We start from the raw sequence: 19,512 nt of genomic DNA, 5'->3' as shown, positions 1-19,512 counted from the left end.
ATCGCCCTGCTGCGAGCCGAGAAGAGGGAGTCCGTGTCCACAGGGTCCATCGAGGTTCCGGTGATCGCCGATGTGGTCGGAGGTCACACCGGGAAACTCGACGACTTCAAGGGCGGAGTGGAGTCGATCATCCGACTCCGCCCGGATTTCCCGGTGGAGACGCTGCAGGGGATCGAGGAGTTCTCGCATCTCCAGGTCACCTGGTTCTTCAACCTGGGCTCGCCCGAGGACGTCGCACTGCACGCGCGCAGCCCACGCGACAATCCGGCGTGGCCGGCGACCGGCACCTTCGTGCATCACAATCACCGGCGCCCGGCAAGGCTCGGCGTCTCGTTCCCGCGGCTGCTCCGCGTGGACGGACGAGACCTGCACGTCACCGATCTGGACGCGGACGAGGGCACGCTCGTGATCGACCTGGTGGCGGTCTTCAAGGAGTTCCTCCCGCGCGGCCCCGTCACGCAGCCTTCGTGGCCCGGCGAGATGTTGACGGACTACTGGCGGGACGCCGGCGAACGCTGACGAAGCACCGGAGCCTGGTCGGACGCTTGCTCCGACCAGCCAGGTCTTCATCGCGGTCGGTGCCGGCACGAGCTGGTTCTGGGAGGCGTTCACGACACGGCACCCCCGGCGGCTGGTGCCGAAGCGGAACCGCTCGTCGCCGTGGACTGACCGCCCCGGACGAGGAGGATCTGTGCTCCCGCGGCGGCGAGTCGACTCCGACGGTCAGCCGCTATGTCCCGGGGCCCCAGGTGGGACGGTGCGGGGATCACGATGCCGTACGGTCGCGTGACCAAGAGGGCGTCGAGCAATCCGACGAAGGCCGAGGACGTCGAAGAACAACGTTCCATGTACACGGCGGCCAGGGTCAGTTCGTGCCGACGGCAGTAGTCGCTGATCGTCGCGGCCAGTGCCTTCTGCCGGCGGGCGGATACTCCCACGAGCCGGAGGAATCCGAACACGAGCGGCCCCGTGACGTTCCGCTGCTCCGTGAGGAGTTCCATGATCATGACCGCCCATCGGGCTCGGGTGAAGTGACACTCCGAGCCTGGCCGTGACGCGGCGATCGGGGAATCCACGCCCGTCCCACTTCTGTCCCACAACTGCCCCTCCAGCTGCGGACCGCGTGCTTCGATGACAACGGAAGGGAGAGACGTGTGGCGACCGTTCACGAGTGGACCGGACTGGAGGCACTTGCCCTCCGCAAGGCCCTCCGGCTGAGCGTGCGCGGCTACGCCGAGCATCTGGGCGTTGCGGTCAACACGATCAGCAACTGGGAGAAGCACCGGGCGACGCGCCGCCCCAACACGGAGAGCCAGGCCATCCTCGATACCGCGCTCGCCCAGGCGGATGCCGCGACTCATGTCCGATTCGAGACGGAGCTCGCGAATCTCGGCGAGGGAGGCGTCCCCGCCGCGAGCGTCGCGCGAGTCACCATTCCCCGCCCGCGGGCATGGGAGTACGAGTCGTGGTCCGAGGACATCGAGCGCACCGTCGTCGCTCTGTCACACCAGAACTTCGCCTTCGCCACGGACCTGCTTAACCGGTGGACGTCTCGCTACAGCACGTCAGACCTGGATGAACGCGGCTTGTACCTCCTGGCCCGGGCCGCAGCTCTCCAGGGCGACCTGAAACGGGACCAAGGCGCCGTCGTCGGACCGCTCTCGGCCCAGCGCTCGTATGCCGGCGCCCGCTCGCTCTACACACAGCTGCAGATTCCGCGCCGGGTAGCACAGCTCGACCTCTCGCTCGCCGTGGTCACTGAGATGGCCGGCGGCCTGGAGCCTGCGGCCCGTCAGTACGAGGACCTCGCCGGCGACGAACGCCTCGCTCCTCGTGACCGGGCCCGTGCCCGTCTGTGGGTGGGCACGGCGCTGAGCAAGGACGGGCACCACGACTACGCGGCCCGCGTCATGGATGCGGCGATCCGCGAGTTCGAAGACCTCTCCGAGCAGGAGGACTGGTCGGTCGCCCAGCAGAAGCTCGCACTCGCCCACCGTGGGGCAGGCAACCTCGACGCCGCGCTCCGCCTCATCGACGTCGCCCGCAGCACGGGCGTGACGGAATCCCCCATGCAGCGGGTACGTCTGGACACCGCGTACGGCCACATCCTGCTCTCCGACCCGGCCACCCTGGATGATGGGTTACACGTCCTCGATGACGCCGCCAAGCGGGCGGCCCAGTACGGGCTCACCCACCAGCTACGCAGCATCACGGACATCCGGAGGACGGCCGACGGGGCACCCAGCCCCACACGACGGTGATCAGGGAGACGAGCGCGTGACCGACAACCAGCCGGCCATCAACGAAGAGCAGATCCACAACGCCAAACTGGTCTGGGACTTCCACCAGATGCGACACGACGTTCGCCCCGTCGACGTCGCGATCGGCCTCGGGAGCCACGACCTCGGCGTCGCCGCCTTCACAGCTGAGCTCTACCGCGCCGGCCTCTTCCCCACCGTGGTGTTCACCGGCGGCAACAGCCCCACCACCGCCAAGGTCTTCCCCCGCGGAGAAGCCGTCCACTTCCGCGAGCACGCCCTGACGCTCGGTGTCCCGGACAACGCGATTCTGGTGGAGCCGAACGCCGGCAACACCGGCCAGAACATCGACTTCTCCCGGACGATGCTCGCCTCCGCTGGCATCCACCCGAAGTCCGTGCTCCTCGTCTCCAAGCCGTACATGGAGCGCCGCTCCTACGCCACGGCCCGCAAGCTCTGGCCCGAGGTCGAGGTGACCTGCGCCTCGGAGCCCATGGAATTCGACGACTACCTCAAGAGCATCGGCGACGAGAAGCTCGTCATCGACATGCTCGTCGGCGACCTCCAGCGCATCATCGAGTACCCGACGCTCGGTTTCGCGATCGAGCAGCATGTCCCGGAGGACGTACATGCCGCGTACGAGTCCCTCGTCCACGCCGGCTTCACCAGCCGACTCATCGGCGCCTGACGAGCCCCCGCCGGGCGGCCTGTGTGCCATTCACCAGCCCAACTTCTTCCCCCGGCTGAGCACCCTCGCCAAAATCTTCGCGGCGGACTACTGGATCGTCCTGGACGACGTCCAGTTCGCCCGCCGCGACTACCAGCACCGAGCCCGCCTGGGCAGCACGACCAACCCCGCACAGCGCCAGTGGCTCTCGATCCCTACTCACCTTCCTCGCGGCCGATCGACCTTGGTGGGGGAGGCGGTGCTGGTCGACCCGGAACGGTCTCGCCGACGGGTCATGCTCATGCTCGCCCAGCACTATGGGGACTGCACTGACTGGCCGCTCTTCCGCCACGAGCTGGAGTCCGTACTGCTCCAGTTCAGGCGGACCGGCCGGACGGCCGATGTAGCCGAAGAGTCCACACGGATCCTGCTCCGCCTCATGGGGTGGAAGGGTCGAATCCTGCACAGCAGTCGGCTCCCCGCTCGGACTGAGCGGTCGCAGCGCCTGGCCGACCTGGCTGCTGCCACCGGCGCACGTGGATACCTGTGCGGGAGTGGCGGCATGCGATATCTGGACGTCACGCCGTTTGCAGTCCCGGGAATGGCAGTCGTGCCCTTCGTTACACCGACGGTCGACATCTGGGAAGACGCACGCGAAGTGAGCGCGGTGCACGCCCTCATGATCAACGGCATCCCGACAGCGGCCGAACAGCTTCAAGCGGTCGCATCTCGTCACACAGTGGGCCTTGCTCAGAACACGCGTGTACCTGGCTCAGGTGGAAGAGATGACTTGCCGTTCCTAGCCGAAGGTCTGGGGACCAAACTTGGGGACCAGTGACCGGTACACGTGTCCGTGCGCGTGGTGATCGGCGACGGGCTGCCGTGTCCATGTGTGATGGGCCCAACCGGAGACGAGGTGGGTGTGGTGCCTCCTCGCTACAGGTAAGCCAGGCCCAGTGGTTCAGCGACCGGATCATCCGCCAGCCGTGTTCGGCCTTTCGGTCGGAAGAGCGAGCATCGAGGCGCTGGTGCGGACAACGCCGCATTGGAGGGGACGACAGCCCAGCCCGCTGCCTCGGTCGCACTGGTGGCACGTCTCCGTGATCTCCAGACGTCCGGCCTGGGGTTCTGGAGTATGGAAACCCCGTGATCGTTGGGCTTCGGCGTCCACCGGAGGTCACTACACGAGCGGCTCGTGATCGCGGCCCCTCATTCTCGCCAACCCGACGGGTTGCTCAGCAGGGCGTCTTACGGTGCTGCGTACACCGTCGGCATAGGGATCTGCCTGATCGTTCGCGGGTTCTTGGGCGGCTCCACAGCCTGTGTGCTGATCACCTGGGTACCAGTCTCCTGGGCCGCATCGGCGAGTTTCAACAGGACGCGCCGTACGACGTTCTGGTCGATGCCTTGCTGATACGGGTTGTCGAGGAGGAGAAGTCCCGGGAAGGTGCACTCCCGATCTAGATCTTGGTCGAGGAAGAGGGTCGCGTAGCTGTAGGCCAGGAAGAACAGGACCTTCGCTTCGGCTCCTAGGGCTTGGTCCCAGGGTCGAGTTCCGACGTAGAAGGTGAGGTCGGAGTCTCTGATCGACACGTCGCTCCGCATCCAGACGTCGCCTTGGAACTCGGTCAGGAAGCTGTTCATCCGGTCGGCGAACACAGAGCACCTGTCCACGGCGGACCGGCCGGCCGTGTGAGTGGACACAGGCCGATTGGTCAGTTCGTTCACGACCCTCTGCGCGGACACGAGGGCATGGCTCGCTTCGTCGCGGCGCTGGAGGATCGACTCGATGGCAGGGAATGCTGTCAACTTGTGTTCGAGCCTGGCGATCTGGGCCGAAAGCTGCTCCAGAGCGGCGACGAACGGTGCGAGCTGCGCAGCACGCTCCTCGTTGAGGCGCTGAGCAAGCTCGGCGTGCTGGCTCTGTAGCTCCATCTGGCGGGCGCGGGCACTGTCGAGGTCAGCAGCCGTGCGGGAGACGACCTCGTCGAGGTCCTCGAGCTCCGACTTCAGCGACCTGATCTCAATCTGTGCTCGCCGCTGGCGCTTGTCGTCGTCGACAGGCTGGTCGCAGAGGTAGCAGGAGGTCTCGGCGTGGTGGCGGTGAGGGTCGACTTCTTGCTCGCAGGCCGGGCATTGCCGGACGGGCAGGGCGTCGAAGACCCCGATGGAGCTGATGAGGCGTTCCATGCGACCTATCTCGGCGGCCACCGTGCGAGCGGAGCGGCGATGTTCTTCGAGAACCTGCGCCAGAGCCGCCACCTCATCAGTGGCATGGTTCACACGACCGGTGACCTCGCTGTAGTAGGCCGTCAGAGTGGAGTCGTACCCTGCGGGGCTCTCGGCTCCAGCGACTCCACCGTCGGAGATGCCCTGGATCTCTGTGGTCAACTGCTGACGCTGCCGGCGGACCGCGTCGAGCTCTGCCCGGACTTCTTGGCGTGCGGCTGCTACCTGCGCGGAAGTGCGGGCTAGGGGCAACTGCAGGCTCTCGGAGATGGCGGCGACGGCCTGTACCGTGCTCTCCTGCACCTCGCGGTCCACAGCCTGCGCCTCGTCCAAGCGGCGCTTCGCCTGGGCCAGATCGAACTCTCTCTTCGCATCGGAGGTTCGCGTGCGGGCGAACCCCAGGAGTTGGCTGACGACCGCGCGCCGAGTGAACTCCTGCTCCTTGTTGGCGAAGCTGATCCACGAATCTTCGTTGCGATGGACGTGTCGGAGGGCGCTGCGGAAGGACAGCGGCGTCAACTGAGCGGCCGTCGCTGGGTTGAGTCCGAGCGGAATGTGCAGGTTGGGCCATCCCAACTCCCCCAGGACCCAGTCAGAGAAGCTGCTGGCGGGGATCTCCACGCCGTTCAAGTTCACTTTGCTCATCCGGCCATGGGTCAGGGCGCGGGACAGGGTGTAAGGGCGACCGTCGATTCGAAGCTCCGTGGCGACCTCGACGTACTCGTCGGCGATCGCCGCCCCCAGGGCGCCGACGGGGTTGTCCCTGTCGCCTAGGCAATAGTCGATGACACGCAATGTCGTCGACTTCGAGCTGTTGCGCACTCCGTAGAGGATGTTGAGCATTCCGGACGCGAAGCTGTACTCGTCGAACTCGCCGCTCTGGTGCACCAGCCTGACCTTGGAGATGCGGATACCACGATCTGAGGCCAAAGTGGGCTGGGTCATGGGCGGATCTCCTGGTGGAAAGGTGTGTTGGTGACCTCATCAGGAAAGAGGTCGTAGATGAGGTTCTTAAGGTCTGTGCCCGACATCGTCGCCAGGTTCCCTTGCATGGCTTCGCAGCGGCGAACCAGGGGCTCGAACTGCTCCATGCCAGCGAGTCGGGATGCTGTGGCCTTGCCGGCTGATGTCAACTTGACGCGCTCGGGGGTGTGGCTGACGGTGACGGTTACGAGTTTTCGAGCGGTGAGGAAGGACAGGAACTGGCGGTATCGGTGATCCCAGGGACCGTACCGATAACGGATCATCGGAGCTTCGATCTCGCCTGCGTGGCGTGCGACGAAGGTGTCCGCCAGTCCGCTTGTCTGAGAGAGCGCCGCATGGGCTCGCTCAAGGAAGCCCGGATAGCGCAGGAAGAAGTCGAGCTTTGCGAACTTCGTGCGTCCCTCGATGTAGGGGCCGGGGCTGGCGCCGCACAGGTCGATGAGCAGCAGGAGGCGAGCGGCATGGAAGTCAACCGAGTCGTCGGGGTCCCATGCCCTGTGGACGGGCGGTACGACCCGGCTGCCGATTTTATGAGGCATCTTCATACCTGTTCTGGCAGCGAGCGGTGATGTCGCTGAGTACAGCCAACGCCTCGTTGATCGGTACGTCACCGGCGACGACCTCGGGCAGCTCGCAAACGGCGTCGAGCGTGGCCAAGTAGGCAGGCGCGCCCGCGGCGATTCGGCCGGCGCGTCTCCTCGCAGCTGTGAGCTGACAGATGGCGTAGATCTTGTCGGCCAACGCGTCGTACCTTTGCCGTGCGGTGCCCAGACTCGCACGGCGAGTTCGGCGGAAGGCGAGCATGGTCTCGTGTTGACGTTCCGCCTCGGCCTCAAGCACGCCGGCCGGTCGCAGCTTCTCTTGCAGGGTCAAGAGCCGCTCCATACCGCCGTCGCGACGCTGACCAGTGGCCCTCAGGATGGACTCCTCGAAGGCGCCCCGGAAGTCCTCCGCGGTATGGCGCCGCGGACTGAGCTCGGTGGCAGAGCGCCCGATGTGTACCGAGACGAGCCACTTGAGCACCTCGTCGACCTCGGTTACCAGGGGATCCTCCCCCAGGTAGGCCCTGACCATAGGAGCCAGACGCCTTCGGGCTTCGTCTTCGACCTGATCGCTGGTGCGTGCCGTGATGAGTACATCCAGGCGGTCAACGCACCAACCCACATCACGGCCTTCGGGCAGGAGCAGGCCATTCAGCTTTTCGATGATCGCAACTCGCGCCTTGTCGCTTACGGGTTCCCGCGTGCCACTGCGCTCGCAGGCGAACTCGTAAAGATCCTGAGCCGGCGTCTCGTTCACGATCAGAGTGAAGCGCGTTCCCTCGGGGAGCGGCTTTCCGAGGAAGAGCTTGCCGAGATAGCTCGTCTCAGGGGTTCTGTTCTCGAGCTTCTTGGCCATATCCGGTCTGCAGACATCTGCGATGCTGTGTCGCTTCCCAGCCCCTTCGACCGTCTTGACCTGCCGGTAGACCGGCACGGCCTCGCGGTGACAAAGGATGTCTTCCAGGTCCTCCCAGGAGACCGCCGTCCAGTGGCCGTCCAACATGTCCAGGCAGTCCAGCAACGTGACAGCGTCCTGGTAGAGGAAGCCACGTCGACTGCGTCGACCGCCGTCAGCAGGGACCAGAGTCACCGGCGCTCCATTCGCGCTGCCAGGCGATGCCCGTCACCGGAAGGGTGAGACGTTCTATTCGCATGGTTCCCCCCATGACGATCCGGAGAAGGCAGTAGATCACCCTCTGACTTCGAACCGCAACGGTCCGTTCCGGTACCGAAGAATGAACTGGCTGGCTTGCACTCAGGGCCCCGGGGAGAGTCGCGTTCGCCCGGTTTGATCATGGAATCCCGTGGAGGGTGAGCGTGGCTGCGGGGTGCGTGTGGGCTCGTCGGCCGCTGGCGATGTTGGCCCATCCGGAGCGGTGGAGGGTGGCGCAGGCAAGGTCGCGCAGGGCGCTCATGACGGCGGGGGTGCGATGCCGGCAGATTTGACTGGCGTCTTCGGCGAATGTCACGTCTTTCGTCCAGTGGACGGTGTTCTCGATGATCCAGTGGCCGCGCGCCCAGGCGGCGATCTCAGCGGGAGACGCCTGGTGGGCCGCGAGATCGGTGACGGCGTAGACAGTCTCGGTCTGCCACTTCGATGTACCGATTCGGCAGCGTTTGCGATGGATGCGAACAACCTGGCGGGCATGGGGGAACATCAGACCGTTCACGCTCACCACCTTCACCTCGCGGACCTCCTCACGGCCGTGTCCGCGGTCGCGGGACTGATCGAGGACCGGTACCTGCTTCCAGGGCAGTTTGGTCAACTGGCGGGCCAGGGTGGGCTGGTTGTTCTTCACCGACAGCAGGTAGTGGGCCTGGCGGTCCTCGACAAGGTAGCGAGCGTGGCTCGCCTGGGCGTGCAGGGCGTCGACGGTGACGACGGAGCCGGTCAGGTCTTGATCATCGAGGGTGTCCAGCAGCGGAGCGAACTCGGGTATCTCGTTCGTCTTCGCACCGATCTCGCGCAGAGCGGCAGTCAACGCATCGTGGTGGCGCACTGCGGACAGGACGAAGACGCGGCTGCCGTCCGCCCGGACCGCTCCGCGCAGGCATTTGCCGTCCACGGCGAAGGCCGCACGACGCGGTTGCGGCTGGTCCGTCTCGTGCTGGGCGGTGCGGTGGGCGCGGCGCTGTTCGCGCTCGACGGTCCCGTCCGGGCCAATCGCGGTTACCGGGCGGGCCTGGAGTGTGGTGAGCCTGGTGAAACCGGCGGCGGTGAGTAGCGCGGGGTCGACGCGGGCGAATACATCGCGCAGGGTGCGCTCGCCCGGAGCCTTGAACCGGCCGGTAAAGGGATCGAAGGGGCAGCCCAGCCGGGCCAGGACATCCTGGTCGCAGCGGCGTACCCACTCGGCAATGGCGGTCAGGGAGTTGTGCCCGGCGCTGGTGAGGGCACACACGCCGACCGCGAGCAGCGTTGCCAGCTGGAACCGCACCCCGCGCGGATTCCTCGGATCGGGCACCAGGGACAGTGCGTCGAGCAGCCCGGACGGCACCACCGCCTCGGACCGTGACGCCCCGGCCCCGACCTGTGGCAGGTGCAGAGCGGACGGAACAGATGATGGTGAAACGAGCACGGCGCCCTTACCGGGACCGAACTGGTTCACCGGCCGGTGCGGTGAGTTCCTTGGTCATGAAGACGCGGCTGGTGCCCGGCGGATCGCAGGGCACCTCTCCCAGCCGCTTCCACCCGTGTTTCTGGTAGAAGCCGGGGGCCTGGAAGGTGATCGTGTAGAGCACGGCCGTGCGGCAGCCACGGGCACGGGCCTCATCCTCGGCCTGCCGGAGGATCTCCGTTCCCAGCCCGCTGCCACGCAGCCGGGGCGGCAGGTAGAAGAGGTCGAGGAAGAACAGCCCGAGCGAGGTACGCCCGGTCAGTCCGCCGACCACCTGGCGCGTCTCGGGATCACCGACCAGGACGGCCAGAGGTCTGCGGTCGGCGATTCCCGTGTGTTCGATGTTGAAGCGGTCCAGCGCGTCGGAGATTGCCGCAACGTCCTCCGGGTTGGGGGCGTCGGTGAGCACGAAGTCCGTCTGGGGGTCGGGCTGGCGGGAAACGGTGACGGCAGTGTCGGGCGCAGTCATGATTGCTCCAGTACATGAGCGGATGCGGGTGCGGGGCCGGTGAGCCCGGCGCACGGGCCGACGCTAGGACGGGGACGCTTCGACGGACGTCGAAGGGACGTCGGCGACACTGGGCACTGTGGACATTCAGCGTGCAGGCCAGGATGTGGGTGTGGACCTGGCGGGCGTGGCCAAACTGCTGGCCGACGGCACCCGGGCCGCCTTCTGCCTCGCGCTGCTCGACGGCCGGGCATGGACGGCGAACGAGCTCGCACGCTACGCCGGAGTCGCACCGTCCACCGCGACCTCGCACCTGAACCTGCTCGTAAACGGCGGACTCCTCGTCGAGGAGCGCCACGGACGCCACCGCTACGTACGGGTGGCCGACCGCAGAGTGGTCGAACTAATCGAGAGCCTTGCCGCGCTGGCCCCGAAGCACAGCGCCCCACCACGCTCGCTGTCGGCCTCCGGCCGGCAGCAGGCACTGGCCCGCGCCCGGCTGTGCTACGACCATTTGGCCGGAACCACCGCTCTGGCCATCACCGACGCGATGGTCGAACGCGGACTCCTGGAGTGGGGATCCGAGCCGGGCCTGACCGGCAAGGGCGCCCTCTGGCTTGCCGAGGTCGGCATCACGGTGCCCGCCGGCTCACGCCGGCCACCGGTGCGCGCATGCCTCGACTGGACCGAGCGCCGTCCCCACCTGGCCGGCGCTGTGGGCGCCGCCCTGTCCGCCCACGCACTCGCCACCGGGTGGATGACGCGCATCGGCACCAGCCGCGCCCTCCTCGTGACACCCGCCGGCAGCCGGGCACTGCACGACCATCTCGGCCTGCCACCAGCTGAACTCTGATCCTGAACCGAGCCTGACCCGGCCACACCGACGACGCGTGATCAAGCCGGGCGAACGGGACTCTCCCCGGGGCCCTGGGCTTGCACTCGCACTGGACCGATCCCACGCCGACTGTTGGGAGGGCCGCCGCACAGACGTCCTCATCCGTGCCCGCCGCACATGGGCCCAAGTCGATCTGCAAGCCGTCCTGTGATGGCTGTCGCGCTACGGCCTGGACCATCGGGAGCGCTGGCCCGCCCCGACCTTTCGTAACACCGCCAGGGATGTCAGCGGTGCTGCGTACGGTATGCGCACGCGGCCCCGCAGCATGAGGAGAACCACGTGACCGCACCCACCATTACCGAGCCGGGAACGGGCAACAGTCCTGCACCCGGGCCCACAACGGACACGGCCTTGCCGACCTTGCTGCAGTCACGCCTCGCCCGCCCCTGGAGGTGGTGGCGCCAACGCCTGCAAGCATCGGACGACAAGGTGATAGCCGAACTGCGCTCAGCCTTGGACGACCTCGGCATCGACCGCCCCATCTCCGCCGGCGTCGACACCGCACTGCGTCGCTACAACCGGCACACCGGCTTCTGGTTCTTGGTGCGCGGTTCCGTGGGGATTCTCTGGGTGTGGTTCTGGGCTTCCTGGATTCTTGGGATGGCGACGGTTGCCGTGCAAAAGCTGATCACCAAGGGGCCGGACAAGGCAGACATGGTGATCGCGAAGCTCACTGGCCTCTACGGGCACACGGAGCCGGTCGTCTTCTGGCTATACGTCACCGGTGGGGTGATGGTGCTCTCCGTCGTGAGCAGCGTATTCGTCATGATCCCGGCGATGATCGGTGCTCCAAAGCTGTTCACTGGCAGCCCTCTGGCTCACCGCCAGATGGAGCCCAAGGGGGACCGTGCACCCGTCCAGGTGTACACCCCGATCTATCAGATCGTCGAGGTGATCAAGCGCTGTGCCGAAGCGGCCACAGCCACCGGAGAGCAGAAGATCTACAAGACGGGCGACATCCCCGCGAAGGCGAGCCCGGCGCTCAGGAGCATCCGCCGGGCCTACTACATGCGTGGCATCGTGCCACTCCACACCATGCGCTGGGGCTATCTGCAGAAGCACGCCCGCAAGGTCGTCGCGCGAATCCACGAACTGGAGCATGGGCTCTACAGCGACCCCGACCCCACGCTCGTGGAGTTGGCCGACAAATGGCTGACCATCGCCGAGCGCTACGCGGAGGGGCGCGTCGGCGCGCTGCTCGACGACGACCTGTCCGAGGTCGAGCCGGTACGGTCACTGATTCGCGATCGGCTCAGAGATGTGCTCGCGGTAGTGCTGACCGTCGGCGGTGTGTTCTTCACGGCATCGCTCGACTTGCCTCAGGCGATCGAGGGTTACGTCATCTCCGCCACAGCAGTGGGCGTGCTACTCCTCGTTTACGGCTCCGGAGCTATCGTGGACCTGCGGCGTCGGTAGCAGACGCGTACGGCACCCTGCGGCAAGGGTGTAACCCCCGGCTCCTGACGGAGCTGGGGGTTACATCGCTTCCTGCATGTTCACCAGGGTGATCGAGCGGCGCTGCTTTCTCGACCAAGGTTTGCGGGCCGCGGGCCCTTGACCGTGCGGCAGCCGTGTTTGAACGGGCTGACCTCACGGTGGAACGCCCCGCGGCTCTTGGCTCTTGCACCTACGACGGAATCGACGGCCTTCCCGGCATCGCGCCGGCCGCCATGCCTTCCTCGCGAGGCCCGCGCCCCGAGCAGTCGTCACGGATGTCCCTGGTCGGGATGCAGCACCAGCTACGCAACATCAGGTGTCCGATCGGTAGCGGTGTCTGGCGTAAACGTTGCGACCCATCGCGGGCTCTGCTTTGGCGGGGAAACCCACACGGGGCGAAGGCCGAACGTCGCTGGTGTCCGTTCCACGGTGCGGATTGTGCGTGGCCTTCTCCCGCGGCTGGACTGCTCATTGCCGGAGCCGTCGAACCAACTGTTGCCGTCGCGCCATGTCCCGGCGAAATGCGCGAGCCAAAGTACATGGGCGCTGACATCTAGCAGTGCGACGTCGGTGGTGTGCGTGCGATGTATGAACCTGATCTCCTCGGGGACGCGGACCTCGACGTCGGGGCGGAGGGTCAGCAGTTCAGGGGCTCGAGAGTGGGTGAAGCACCACAGGGTCGACAGGTATCCGGCGGCACGGTCGGCACGCTCGCGCCGGATGATCTCCTTGGTGCTGATCGCTGACGCCTGGACTTCGACAGCTACTTGGACGGACCCCGCACGGCCAGGGACGCGGACGGCGACGTCGACTCGGCGACGGTGCTGTGGGTGGGGGCGTTCGAGGATGACGTCGTAGCCGAGAGCACGGAACTCTGCGGCCAGGAGTGCCTTGGCGGCCAGGTGCTCCGGCGATTCCGGCTCGGACGCGGCCGGGCAGTCGGCGCCGGCAGCGTGAGCGAAGTGTGCGACCTTGACGCGTCCGCGCTTGAGGTGCACAGGGTGACGGCAGTAGGGGCAGCAGTATCCGCTGGGGTCGGGGATAAGATCGCGGTGGGCTTCGGTGCGGTGGCCATCCGGGGCTAAGGCAACGAGCATGTGTCCTTCTCCTCGCAAGACGAGATGTGTATACGTGCTAGTAGACGGGGCGGCTCCACCGCTCGTCTCGGACCCGCTGCTCGATTGCCGCTCGCCGCTGGGCGAATGCGTCAACACCCTCCCCAGCTTCTGGGTAGTACCGCGCCCGGTACCCTTTCTCGGCGAAGTGCAGCGCCAGGCCGGCGCGTTCGGGGGAGACCAGCCGGGCGTCGAACGTCTCCGTCCATCCGCCCTGCGGCATCTGGGCTTTGGACAGGAACGGGACCCAGCTCTCACGCAGGACGGCTGTAGCGGGAGGCGTTCCGCATGCCTGGCACCCCGCGATGGTGCCGTGCCCCGGGAGCCCGGCCAGGTTGCGTGCCCCCATCCCTGCGGGCACCCATGCCCTGGTCTTCAGTTTGTCCAGAACCATCCGCTCGATCGCTTCCGCGTCCCTGCCCGTTGGTACTGGCAGCGCCAGCAACAGCACCCAGTCCTTGCGCTCGTGTGATCGGATTCGCCGCTCCTGTGGCTGCATGCATGCACCGATCTGAACGGCGCCGAGTTCGGCATGGTGCATTGCGTAGACGGCGGCAGGAACCTCAGCCTTCAATCCCATGGAACTATCGGTACCAGCCGCCACTGACAGTGCACCCTTCCGTGACGGCCGCGAGCGGCGAGATGTGGACACGACCGCCTATCGGTATCACTGAGTCCTGAGAGACGACATCGTGACGCGTATCCACGCGTTGATGGCGGTCAGGTCCAGCCGCCAATCCACTGCGCGCCAGCCTCGGCGCCCGCTCCAGGTGGGAGTGCACGGTGCTCCGGTCCTTGGCGGACGTCCCGCGGGCTCGTCCAGGGCAATGCCTGGGTCGAGCCACCGGCTCACGTGCGCGCCGGGGTGCGTGCCGAAGCAGGAGCCGAGCTCGCGGCTTGGCGTGGACTGCCGCCTGGCCGAGCGTCCTCTAGGCCCCTTGGTGTGGGAACGGCAGCCGAGGACTTGGCGCAGCGGGCGGCGGTCTCCTCCAAGACGACCGAGGCTCGGGGCAAGTCTGATGCCTCCGTAGGCCGTCGGGAGGGCTTGCGGTCTTGGGGCGGCTGGAGGCGCCCGTACGGGATGTCGGCTGAACGATGGGAAGAGGTCTCGTGGGGACCAGTTGGGGATTGGGGGTCAAGGGGTCGCAGGTTCAAATCCTGTCGTCCCGACCACGCGGAAACGCAGGTCGGAGGCCGTTCTCTCATCCATGAGAGGGCGGCCTTTCGTGCGTCCCGGGCCGTGGTGGTCGCAGTGTGGTCGCATGCCCGAGCCGGGGCTGGTTCGCCAGGGTGCTGGTGGCGGGTGCTGCGGGGGCGCGGAGCCGGCCGAGGGCTTCGCGGAGGCGATGGAGGTGGTCGCGCGGTGGTCGCAGCCACACGGGCCGGTCCGTACGGACCGCCGTCTGCTGGGCGCCGCTGAGGACGTGGTCGATGGTGTCGACGGCTTGGTGCGCGGCTTGTTGGGTGAGGTGGCTGTAGAGGTTCGCGGTGGTCGACAGGGTGGAGTGCCGCAGTGTCTTGGAGACCACGGTGAGCGGGACGCCGGCGGAGATGGTGATGGTGGCGGCGAGATGCCGTAGGTCGTGGACCGTGACCCGGGGGACGCCGGCCTCCTCGGACAGTCGGTGGAGTCGGTCGAGTACCAGGTGCGGTCCGAGCGGGCTGCCGTCGGGTCGGCAGAAGACCAGTCCCGCGAAGGGATCGTTGGGGTCGCCGCGGGTTCGGGGCGCTGATCGCGCCCGGCGCCGGAGTGCGGTGGCGACGCGGGGTGAGATGGCGACCCAGCCCCTGCTCGACCGGGTCTTCGGTGTCGTGATGACCAGGGGGTTGTTGTCGATGGCGGAGAGCGTGCAGCGCACGTAGAGCACACCCTCATCGAGGTGTACGTCGTCCCAGTGCAGTCCGAGGGCCTCGCCCTTGCGCATGCCGGTGCCGATGAGGACCTCGAACAGGTCGGCCATCTCCGGGTCGGCCTGGTGGCAGTGGCCGAGGAAGCGGGCCGCCTCCTGCGCCGTCCAGATCCGCCGTTCCGGCGACGGCGGCCGGCGCAGGACCGAGGGAGAGGCGGGGTTGTGGGGGAGGCGGTGCTGGCGGACGGCGTCGCCGAGCGCGCTGGAAAGGGTGGCCAGGCACCGGTAGAGGGTGGTGCGGCCGCGGCCGGCGGTGAGCTGTTCGGTGACGAAGGCCGAGATGTGCCGGTGGGCGAGCTGGTCGAGCTTGAGGGTGCCGAACGCGGGGACGAGGTCGTTGCGGACGTAGTCGCGGTACCGGGCCATCGTCGTCGGCTTCAGTACGAGCGCCTTCGCCGCCAGCCATGCGTTCAGGTAGGCGGCGACGGTCTGGTTCGGGTCTGCGTTGAATCCGCCGGCCTCACCCTCGAGGAACCGGCGCAATGCCTCTTCGGCCGAGTCCTGGCTGGTGAAGCCGCCCCGGCGCACCGTCGTCCGGTGACGGTCCGAGGCAGGGATGTCGACGGCGAAACCCCAGGTCCCGTGAGTGATGTCGGTGGCCAGGTGTGGACAGCGGGCACCTATCTGGTGACGGTGGGTGTCCCTACAACCACAGCGACGGTAGACACGGCCGCGGCCGACGCTGGCACGCATGGTGATCGCCTCCACGAGGCGGAGAAGGTCCTGACATCCTCAGCGTGCGACCACACGTGACCACCACGCCCGTCAGAGAGGTCGTGACCAGCGAATTTGCCTTGTCTGTGCGCCAGGGCTGCGGTCCCTGTGGGAGGGACTGCGGGCGTGGGAGCGGGTAAGGGTGGTGTTTCACCCAGACGCTTTGGATCGGTCGCGGCCGGGCCTTTGCCGGTACACGCTTCTGAGAGGGAGCCGAGTGTCGAGAGGGGCCACCGTGACCAGCGAGCCGACGCCTGATGCGAGCGGAGCTATGGGCACCTCGGTTGACCAACTCCTTCTGGATCAAAAGCTCGGGTTTCTGCAGCACCTCTTCTGGGCGATCTGGATCGGCGCTTCGTGGATCGCGTTCGGCATGATCATGTCTAACCATTTCGCTTCTTCCTTGCGCTGGGCTACGGGATGCTTCGCCGTGATCGTCCTTGCTTATTACGGTGCATACATCGGTTGGCACAGGATCTATCTTGCCGGTCGAACAGATGGGGCACCGCGCAGCGAGGGCACGCCCGAGACCGTGGCAGGCGGCGCTCGCTTCATCGTTACTGTCGTTGGCGTATTGATCGGCCTAATCTTCACGTCGCTCAGAACCGAAGAGCCTTCGCTTTCGATGAAAGTCGGCCTGGTCTCCCTTGGTGTGAGCATGGTGGTAGGTATCATCCTCTTCATCGTCACCTCGTCTGGTGTTGTGGGAAGTCGGGCTGAACTGGTCGCGGGGTTCATTTTGAACACCTCCCTCTTGTCTCTCACATATGGGCTTGCCTGTGTCGTTTCCGACATGCTGGCCAGGAAGTAGGGCTGGGAGAAATGGATGGCGTCGCAGAATCGGAAGTTCGATATGCGCTCGATAGCTTCACCAGATTCCGATTTGATTCGGCGGCGTGTGAAGAAATTGACCAGTTCTGCGAGGAGGAATTTTCGAGGCCAGTAAAGACTGGGGAGAGGTCAGTCGACCAGTCGGCCAGTCAGCTGCTTGTGGCAGCAGCGGAGTTCTCGCTGATCGATACCATTCCGGAACTCTGCATCGCTGGCCTCGCGAGTGTGAATAAGTGGCCCGAAGGGGATATTTGGGTAGGGGTGGAGAATGTTTGGAAGGCGGAACTGAAATCTGACTGCCATATGGGTTGGTTCCATCCTGGATTTGCTGGGTACCCTGAAGCGGGCGCAGCTGTCTTTTCGGCTGATGTGGGAAGGATGCGAATTGCAAATCACGGTGATGGGTTTGTCGGTGGTGTCGAGGATGTTGTTGTAGCTGTCGAGCGGATGGAAAAGGCGCACGGGAGCCATCCAGCAAAATCGTTCCAAATGGTCGCAAAAAGTGGGTTCCTTCGGCTTCAGGGAGTCCTGTGGTGCGCTCAATTCTCCATCATGGGCGTTCCTGGATTTCCTCAATCGGCGCGCGATGCCGTTCGGATTGTTTGTGATCGACTAGATATCTAGAGCTAGGTCGATTTCAGTCCGCGATGAACGTGGCGATTGATGGCACGGTTGTCGTCTCTGAAGCGTCGATTCGGTTAGCTGTAGATTCAGGACTGGAAGTGTTGAGAGAGCCCAGGCGGCGACAGGTTTCCTAATGGGTGACCGGCCCGTCTCCGAGATTTCACCGCGTTCGCAGCTCGCGCGCGGCCCTTGCCGGATCGGAGGCGGATCGATGCCGGGGTGAAACTCTCCGCCGGCGAAACCTGGCAGGTCTACGGGTGGGAGCTGACTCCTCTTTAGCGCGTGGGTCAGCTTCCACGCCTGTTCGGCGAATGTGAGCGCGCGTGCCAGGTGTGGTCCGAGCGGCGGCCCTCAAGTCGGCAGAAAGCGAGCCCGGTAAACGGATCGTGGCGGTCGCGACGGGGAGATGGCGCGGATCGCCCCCGATGCCGGAGGAGCGCGGCGGCGTGGGGCGAGATGGCGACCGGGCTTATGCGCGACCGGGCTTTGCGTGTGGTGTTGTCGACGGTAGAGGTGTGGAACCCAGGTAGAGGACGCCCTCGTCGAGGTGGACGTCGTCCCGGTGCAGGCCGTCGGCCTGGTGGCATTGTGCCAGGGAACGAGCGGCCTCGTCCGCGGTCCAGATTTGACGTTCCGGCGACGGCGGCCAGTGCAGGACCAGGGGAGAAGCGGGTGGTGGGGTGTTCCCACCCGGTCGCGCTCAGTCCGATAGTGCCACCAACGGCCCGAGGGTCAGGTCAATCGACCTGGCCCTCGGCCCGATTCGGTTGTTCAGCCGGATCCAGCCACGCTGTTCACAAGGCGGGCTACCTACTACCGTCCCCGGGTGTGCTCTCGGGGTACGCCGCTTTTAGCAGATCAGCCAGGCGCCGGATTTCCGCGGGGTCCTCCGTCCCGGTGACGGTGATCCTCTGGGATCCCAGGCGAATGTCGACACCTTCCGTAGTGCCACGGGTTCCGCACCATCGTCTGACCGCCTCGATCGCCGACGGCAGGGCAAGCGTGCTGGTCACCACCAGCGTCAGAACGTCGAGGGCGTCCCCGAGCGTGTCTTCCTTGGGTGCCTCCGAAGTCCATCGGGCCCGACCGACGCCGCGCAGTTCGGCGTCCCGGGCGAGGAAGGTCCGGAGCCCGTCCGGAACCTTCGCGCCGGCCTCCGTGGCGATGCGGAGTTGGACGTCGGTCATGACTGCCCCCATCTGTTGACCATGAGTTCCATGTGGTCTCCGTCCCGCCCGATTTGTCGCGACGGCACGGGCCAGCCCCGCTCCTGGCAACTGGCCCGCACATGGCGGAAAAGGGCGTCCGCGTTGATCACCGGCGGACCGCCCTGGATTCCGTCGGTCAGTGAGCGGATGATCTCTCCGGAGAAGCTCGTGAAGTGGTCGCCGCGTGGAGCGCGTGACGCGTTGGTGGCGTCGGAGGACGTCATCACGTACGTGCCCTCGATCTGTGAGGCGCTGCTCAGGCCCGCGGAAAGGGTGTCGAGCGCCGCCCCGCTGTAGCAGCTGTCGAGAACCAGCAGTCGCGAGCCGACCGGGGAGTCCGCCACTTGCTCGCGGATCCGGTCGAACTCCATAGCGGTCCATGCTTTGTGCTGGTTCGAGTCGACCAGACCGAGCAAGAGGCGTCCGTTCCGGGGGTCGGTCCATCCATGCCCGGCGTAGTAGATGAACAGACCGCCGGAGAGAGGATCGGCGGCGTCCATGGCGAGGTCGATCCTCTCGTGTACCTGTGCCGCCGACGTGGGATTCTCCAGAGTGTGCACGTTGTCGGGCGGGATCCCGAGCCCCGTCAGTGCCACCTCGGTGAGCGCCGACAGATTGTTCTTGATGGAGGGCACGGAGGGCAGGTGCGTGTAGTCGGAAACGCCGATCAGCACCGCGGCACCGGTGCTCCACCGTTCCAGAGGGTCGAATTGCCGCAGGCCCGCCGGAGCCGTACGACCCTCCTCGACTGCCAGTGCCGGGTCCCGAGGGGCCGCCCCTTCAAGTACCTGGACGATGTGCTGGAGGGTCTCCTGCCGTGGGACCGCACGGCCCGTGATCCATGCGCTGACTGCGGCCCTGGTCACGCCCAGCCGCTCGGCCAGATCCGATTGGGTCATGCCGGACCGTCGCAACTGCCGTGCCAACCAAGGCCCGAACTGGTCGCCTGGTTCCGGTGACGGGCTGGGCGGAGGACCCCCGACGCGGCGCCCGGACACCCGCGGCGGCGGGGCTGCCGCGTACCTGGGTGCC

The 19,512-nt window shown here is 66.3% G+C and carries 19 protein-coding genes and 1 tRNA gene; 9 read left to right on the top strand and 11 right to left on the bottom strand.

The window, feature by feature from the left end; all coding sequences use genetic code 11:
* The first annotated feature begins 33 nt into the window (after positions 1-33).
* Positions 34-519: a TrmO family methyltransferase domain-containing protein gene (locus OG357_RS05415; RefSeq protein ID WP_329620040.1), complete on the top strand. Its 486-nt coding sequence runs from the start codon at positions 34-36 to the stop codon at positions 517-519.
* An 89-nt stretch (positions 520-608) separates the two neighbouring features.
* Here the strand turns inward: OG357_RS05415 and OG357_RS05410 are convergent, their stop codons facing one another.
* Positions 609-1,007 (bottom strand): hypothetical protein, encoded by a 399-nt coding sequence (locus OG357_RS05410; RefSeq protein WP_329620039.1) that lies wholly within the window; start codon positions 1,005-1,007, stop codon positions 609-611.
* A 147-nt stretch (positions 1,008-1,154) separates the two neighbouring features.
* Here OG357_RS05410 and OG357_RS05405 point away from each other — a divergent pair, with 147 nt between their 5' ends.
* From OG357_RS05405 to OG357_RS05395, 3 genes are read left to right on the top strand one after another with little or no spacing between them, the layout of a single operon-like run.
* Positions 1,155-2,261, top strand: coding sequence for a helix-turn-helix domain-containing protein (locus OG357_RS05405; protein WP_329620038.1), 1,107 nt, complete (start codon positions 1,155-1,157; stop codon positions 2,259-2,261).
* Between the two features lie 16 nt (positions 2,262-2,277).
* On the top strand, positions 2,278-2,946 hold the full coding sequence (locus tag OG357_RS05400) for a YdcF family protein (protein WP_329620037.1): 669 nt from the start codon (positions 2,278-2,280) through the stop codon (positions 2,944-2,946).
* Complete coding sequence (locus tag OG357_RS05395) at positions 2,870-3,763, top strand: WbqC family protein (protein WP_329620036.1); 894 nt, start codon at positions 2,870-2,872, stop codon at positions 3,761-3,763. Before OG357_RS05400 ends, OG357_RS05395 begins: the two co-directional genes overlap by 77 nt.
* A gap of 410 nt (positions 3,764-4,173) precedes the next feature.
* On the opposite strand, the gene OG357_RS05390 is transcribed toward OG357_RS05395, so the two are convergent.
* The 5 genes from OG357_RS05390 to OG357_RS05370 form a co-directional block, all read right to left on the bottom strand.
* Entirely contained in the window at positions 4,174-6,099 is a 1,926-nt protein-coding gene (locus tag OG357_RS05390; RefSeq protein ID WP_329620035.1) for a hypothetical protein, read from the bottom strand.
* Entirely contained in the window at positions 6,096-6,677 is a 582-nt protein-coding gene (locus OG357_RS05385; RefSeq protein ID WP_329620034.1) for a hypothetical protein, read from the bottom strand. The genes OG357_RS05390 and OG357_RS05385 overlap by 4 nt, the downstream gene beginning before the upstream one ends.
* A complete protein-coding gene (locus OG357_RS05380) occupies positions 6,667-7,770 on the bottom strand; it encodes a dsDNA nuclease domain-containing protein (RefSeq protein WP_329620033.1) in 1,104 nt (367 codons plus the stop codon). The genes OG357_RS05385 and OG357_RS05380 overlap by 11 nt, the downstream gene beginning before the upstream one ends.
* 202 nt (positions 7,771-7,972) lie before the next feature.
* Entirely contained in the window at positions 7,973-9,259 is a 1,287-nt protein-coding gene (locus OG357_RS05375) for an ISAs1 family transposase (protein ID WP_443066797.1), read from the bottom strand.
* 7 nt (positions 9,260-9,266) lie between these two features.
* Complete coding sequence (locus OG357_RS05370) at positions 9,267-9,767, bottom strand: GNAT family N-acetyltransferase (protein WP_329620031.1); 501 nt, start codon at positions 9,765-9,767, stop codon at positions 9,267-9,269.
* A 124-nt stretch (positions 9,768-9,891) separates the two neighbouring features.
* Between OG357_RS05370 and OG357_RS05365 the strand changes: the two genes are divergently transcribed.
* On the top strand, positions 9,892-10,599 hold the full coding sequence (locus OG357_RS05365; protein ID WP_443066796.1) for an ArsR/SmtB family transcription factor: 708 nt from the start codon (positions 9,892-9,894) through the stop codon (positions 10,597-10,599).
* A 321-nt stretch (positions 10,600-10,920) separates the two neighbouring features.
* Positions 10,921-12,057 (top strand): hypothetical protein, encoded by a 1,137-nt coding sequence (locus OG357_RS05360; protein WP_329620030.1) that lies wholly within the window; start codon positions 10,921-10,923, stop codon positions 12,055-12,057.
* A gap of 323 nt (positions 12,058-12,380) precedes the next feature.
* Here the strand turns inward: OG357_RS05360 and OG357_RS05355 are convergent, their stop codons facing one another.
* The gene (locus OG357_RS05355; protein ID WP_329620029.1) at positions 12,381-13,175 is read right to left on the bottom strand and encodes a competence protein CoiA family protein; all 795 of its coding nucleotides are present in this window, start codon (positions 13,173-13,175) and stop codon (positions 12,381-12,383) included.
* A gap of 37 nt (positions 13,176-13,212) precedes the next feature.
* Positions 13,213-13,773: a hypothetical protein gene (locus OG357_RS05350; RefSeq protein ID WP_329620028.1), complete on the bottom strand. Its 561-nt coding sequence runs from the start codon at positions 13,771-13,773 to the stop codon at positions 13,213-13,215.
* Between the two features lie 497 nt (positions 13,774-14,270).
* Between OG357_RS05350 and OG357_RS05345 the strand changes: the two genes are divergently transcribed.
* Positions 14,271-14,366, top strand: a tRNA-OTHER gene (locus tag OG357_RS05345).
* 29 nt (positions 14,367-14,395) lie between these two features.
* Here OG357_RS05345 and OG357_RS05340 read toward each other — a convergent pair.
* Positions 14,396-15,796 carry a tyrosine-type recombinase/integrase gene (locus OG357_RS05340; protein ID WP_329620027.1) on the bottom strand — a complete coding sequence of 467 codons (1,401 nt, stop codon included), beginning with the start codon at positions 15,794-15,796 and terminating at the stop codon, positions 14,396-14,398.
* Positions 15,797-16,052: 256 nt separating this feature from the next.
* On the opposite strand from OG357_RS05340, the gene OG357_RS05335 reads away from it, so the two are divergent.
* On the top strand, positions 16,053-16,628 hold the full coding sequence (locus OG357_RS05335) for a hypothetical protein (protein ID WP_329620026.1): 576 nt from the start codon (positions 16,053-16,055) through the stop codon (positions 16,626-16,628).
* A gap of 11 nt (positions 16,629-16,639) precedes the next feature.
* On the top strand, positions 16,640-17,272 hold the full coding sequence (locus OG357_RS05330) for a hypothetical protein (protein ID WP_329620025.1): 633 nt from the start codon (positions 16,640-16,642) through the stop codon (positions 17,270-17,272).
* An 806-nt stretch (positions 17,273-18,078) separates the two neighbouring features.
* On the opposite strand, the gene OG357_RS05325 is transcribed toward OG357_RS05330, so the two are convergent.
* Positions 18,079-18,459, bottom strand: coding sequence for an effector-associated constant component EACC1 (locus OG357_RS05325; RefSeq protein WP_329620024.1), 381 nt, complete (start codon positions 18,457-18,459; stop codon positions 18,079-18,081).
* Complete coding sequence (locus tag OG357_RS05320; RefSeq protein WP_443066630.1) at positions 18,456-19,406, bottom strand: caspase, EACC1-associated type; 951 nt, start codon at positions 19,404-19,406, stop codon at positions 18,456-18,458. The genes OG357_RS05325 and OG357_RS05320 overlap by 4 nt, the downstream gene beginning before the upstream one ends.
* Positions 19,407-19,512: the final 106 nt, after the last annotated feature.

Source organism: Streptomyces sp. NBC_01255 (genome assembly GCF_036226445.1).
Lineage (GTDB): Bacteria > Actinomycetota > Actinomycetes > Streptomycetales > Streptomycetaceae > Streptomyces.
This window is presented reverse-complemented; position numbering and strand designations above follow the sequence as displayed.

What these genes read in the sequence shown, in the direction of transcription:
- OG357_RS05340 (WP_329620027.1), bottom strand. Translation starts at nt 15,796, where the DNA reads ATGCGTGCCAGCGTCGGCCGCGGCCGTGTCTACCGTCGCTGTGGTTGT.
- OG357_RS05385 (WP_329620034.1), bottom strand. Translation starts at nt 6,677, where the DNA reads ATGCCTCATAAAATCGGCAGCCGGGTCGTACCGCCCGTCCACAGGGCA.
- OG357_RS05355 (WP_329620029.1), bottom strand. Translation starts at nt 13,175, where the DNA reads ATGCTCGTTGCCTTAGCCCCGGATGGCCACCGCACCGAAGCCCACCGC.
- OG357_RS05395 (WP_329620036.1), top strand. Translation starts at nt 2,870, where the DNA reads ATGTCCCGGAGGACGTACATGCCGCGTACGAGTCCCTCGTCCACGCCG.
- OG357_RS05330 (WP_329620025.1), top strand. Translation starts at nt 16,640, where the DNA reads ATGGATGGCGTCGCAGAATCGGAAGTTCGATATGCGCTCGATAGCTTC.
- OG357_RS05325 (WP_329620024.1), bottom strand. Translation starts at nt 18,459, where the DNA reads ATGACCGACGTCCAACTCCGCATCGCCACGGAGGCCGGCGCGAAGGTT.
- OG357_RS05390 (WP_329620035.1), bottom strand. Translation starts at nt 6,099, where the DNA reads ATGACCCAGCCCACTTTGGCCTCAGATCGTGGTATCCGCATCTCCAAG.
- OG357_RS05410 (WP_329620039.1), bottom strand. Translation starts at nt 1,007, where the DNA reads ATGATCATGGAACTCCTCACGGAGCAGCGGAACGTCACGGGGCCGCTC.
- OG357_RS05370 (WP_329620031.1), bottom strand. Translation starts at nt 9,767, where the DNA reads ATGACTGCGCCCGACACTGCCGTCACCGTTTCCCGCCAGCCCGACCCC.
- OG357_RS05350 (WP_329620028.1), bottom strand. Translation starts at nt 13,773, where the DNA reads ATGGGATTGAAGGCTGAGGTTCCTGCCGCCGTCTACGCAATGCACCAT.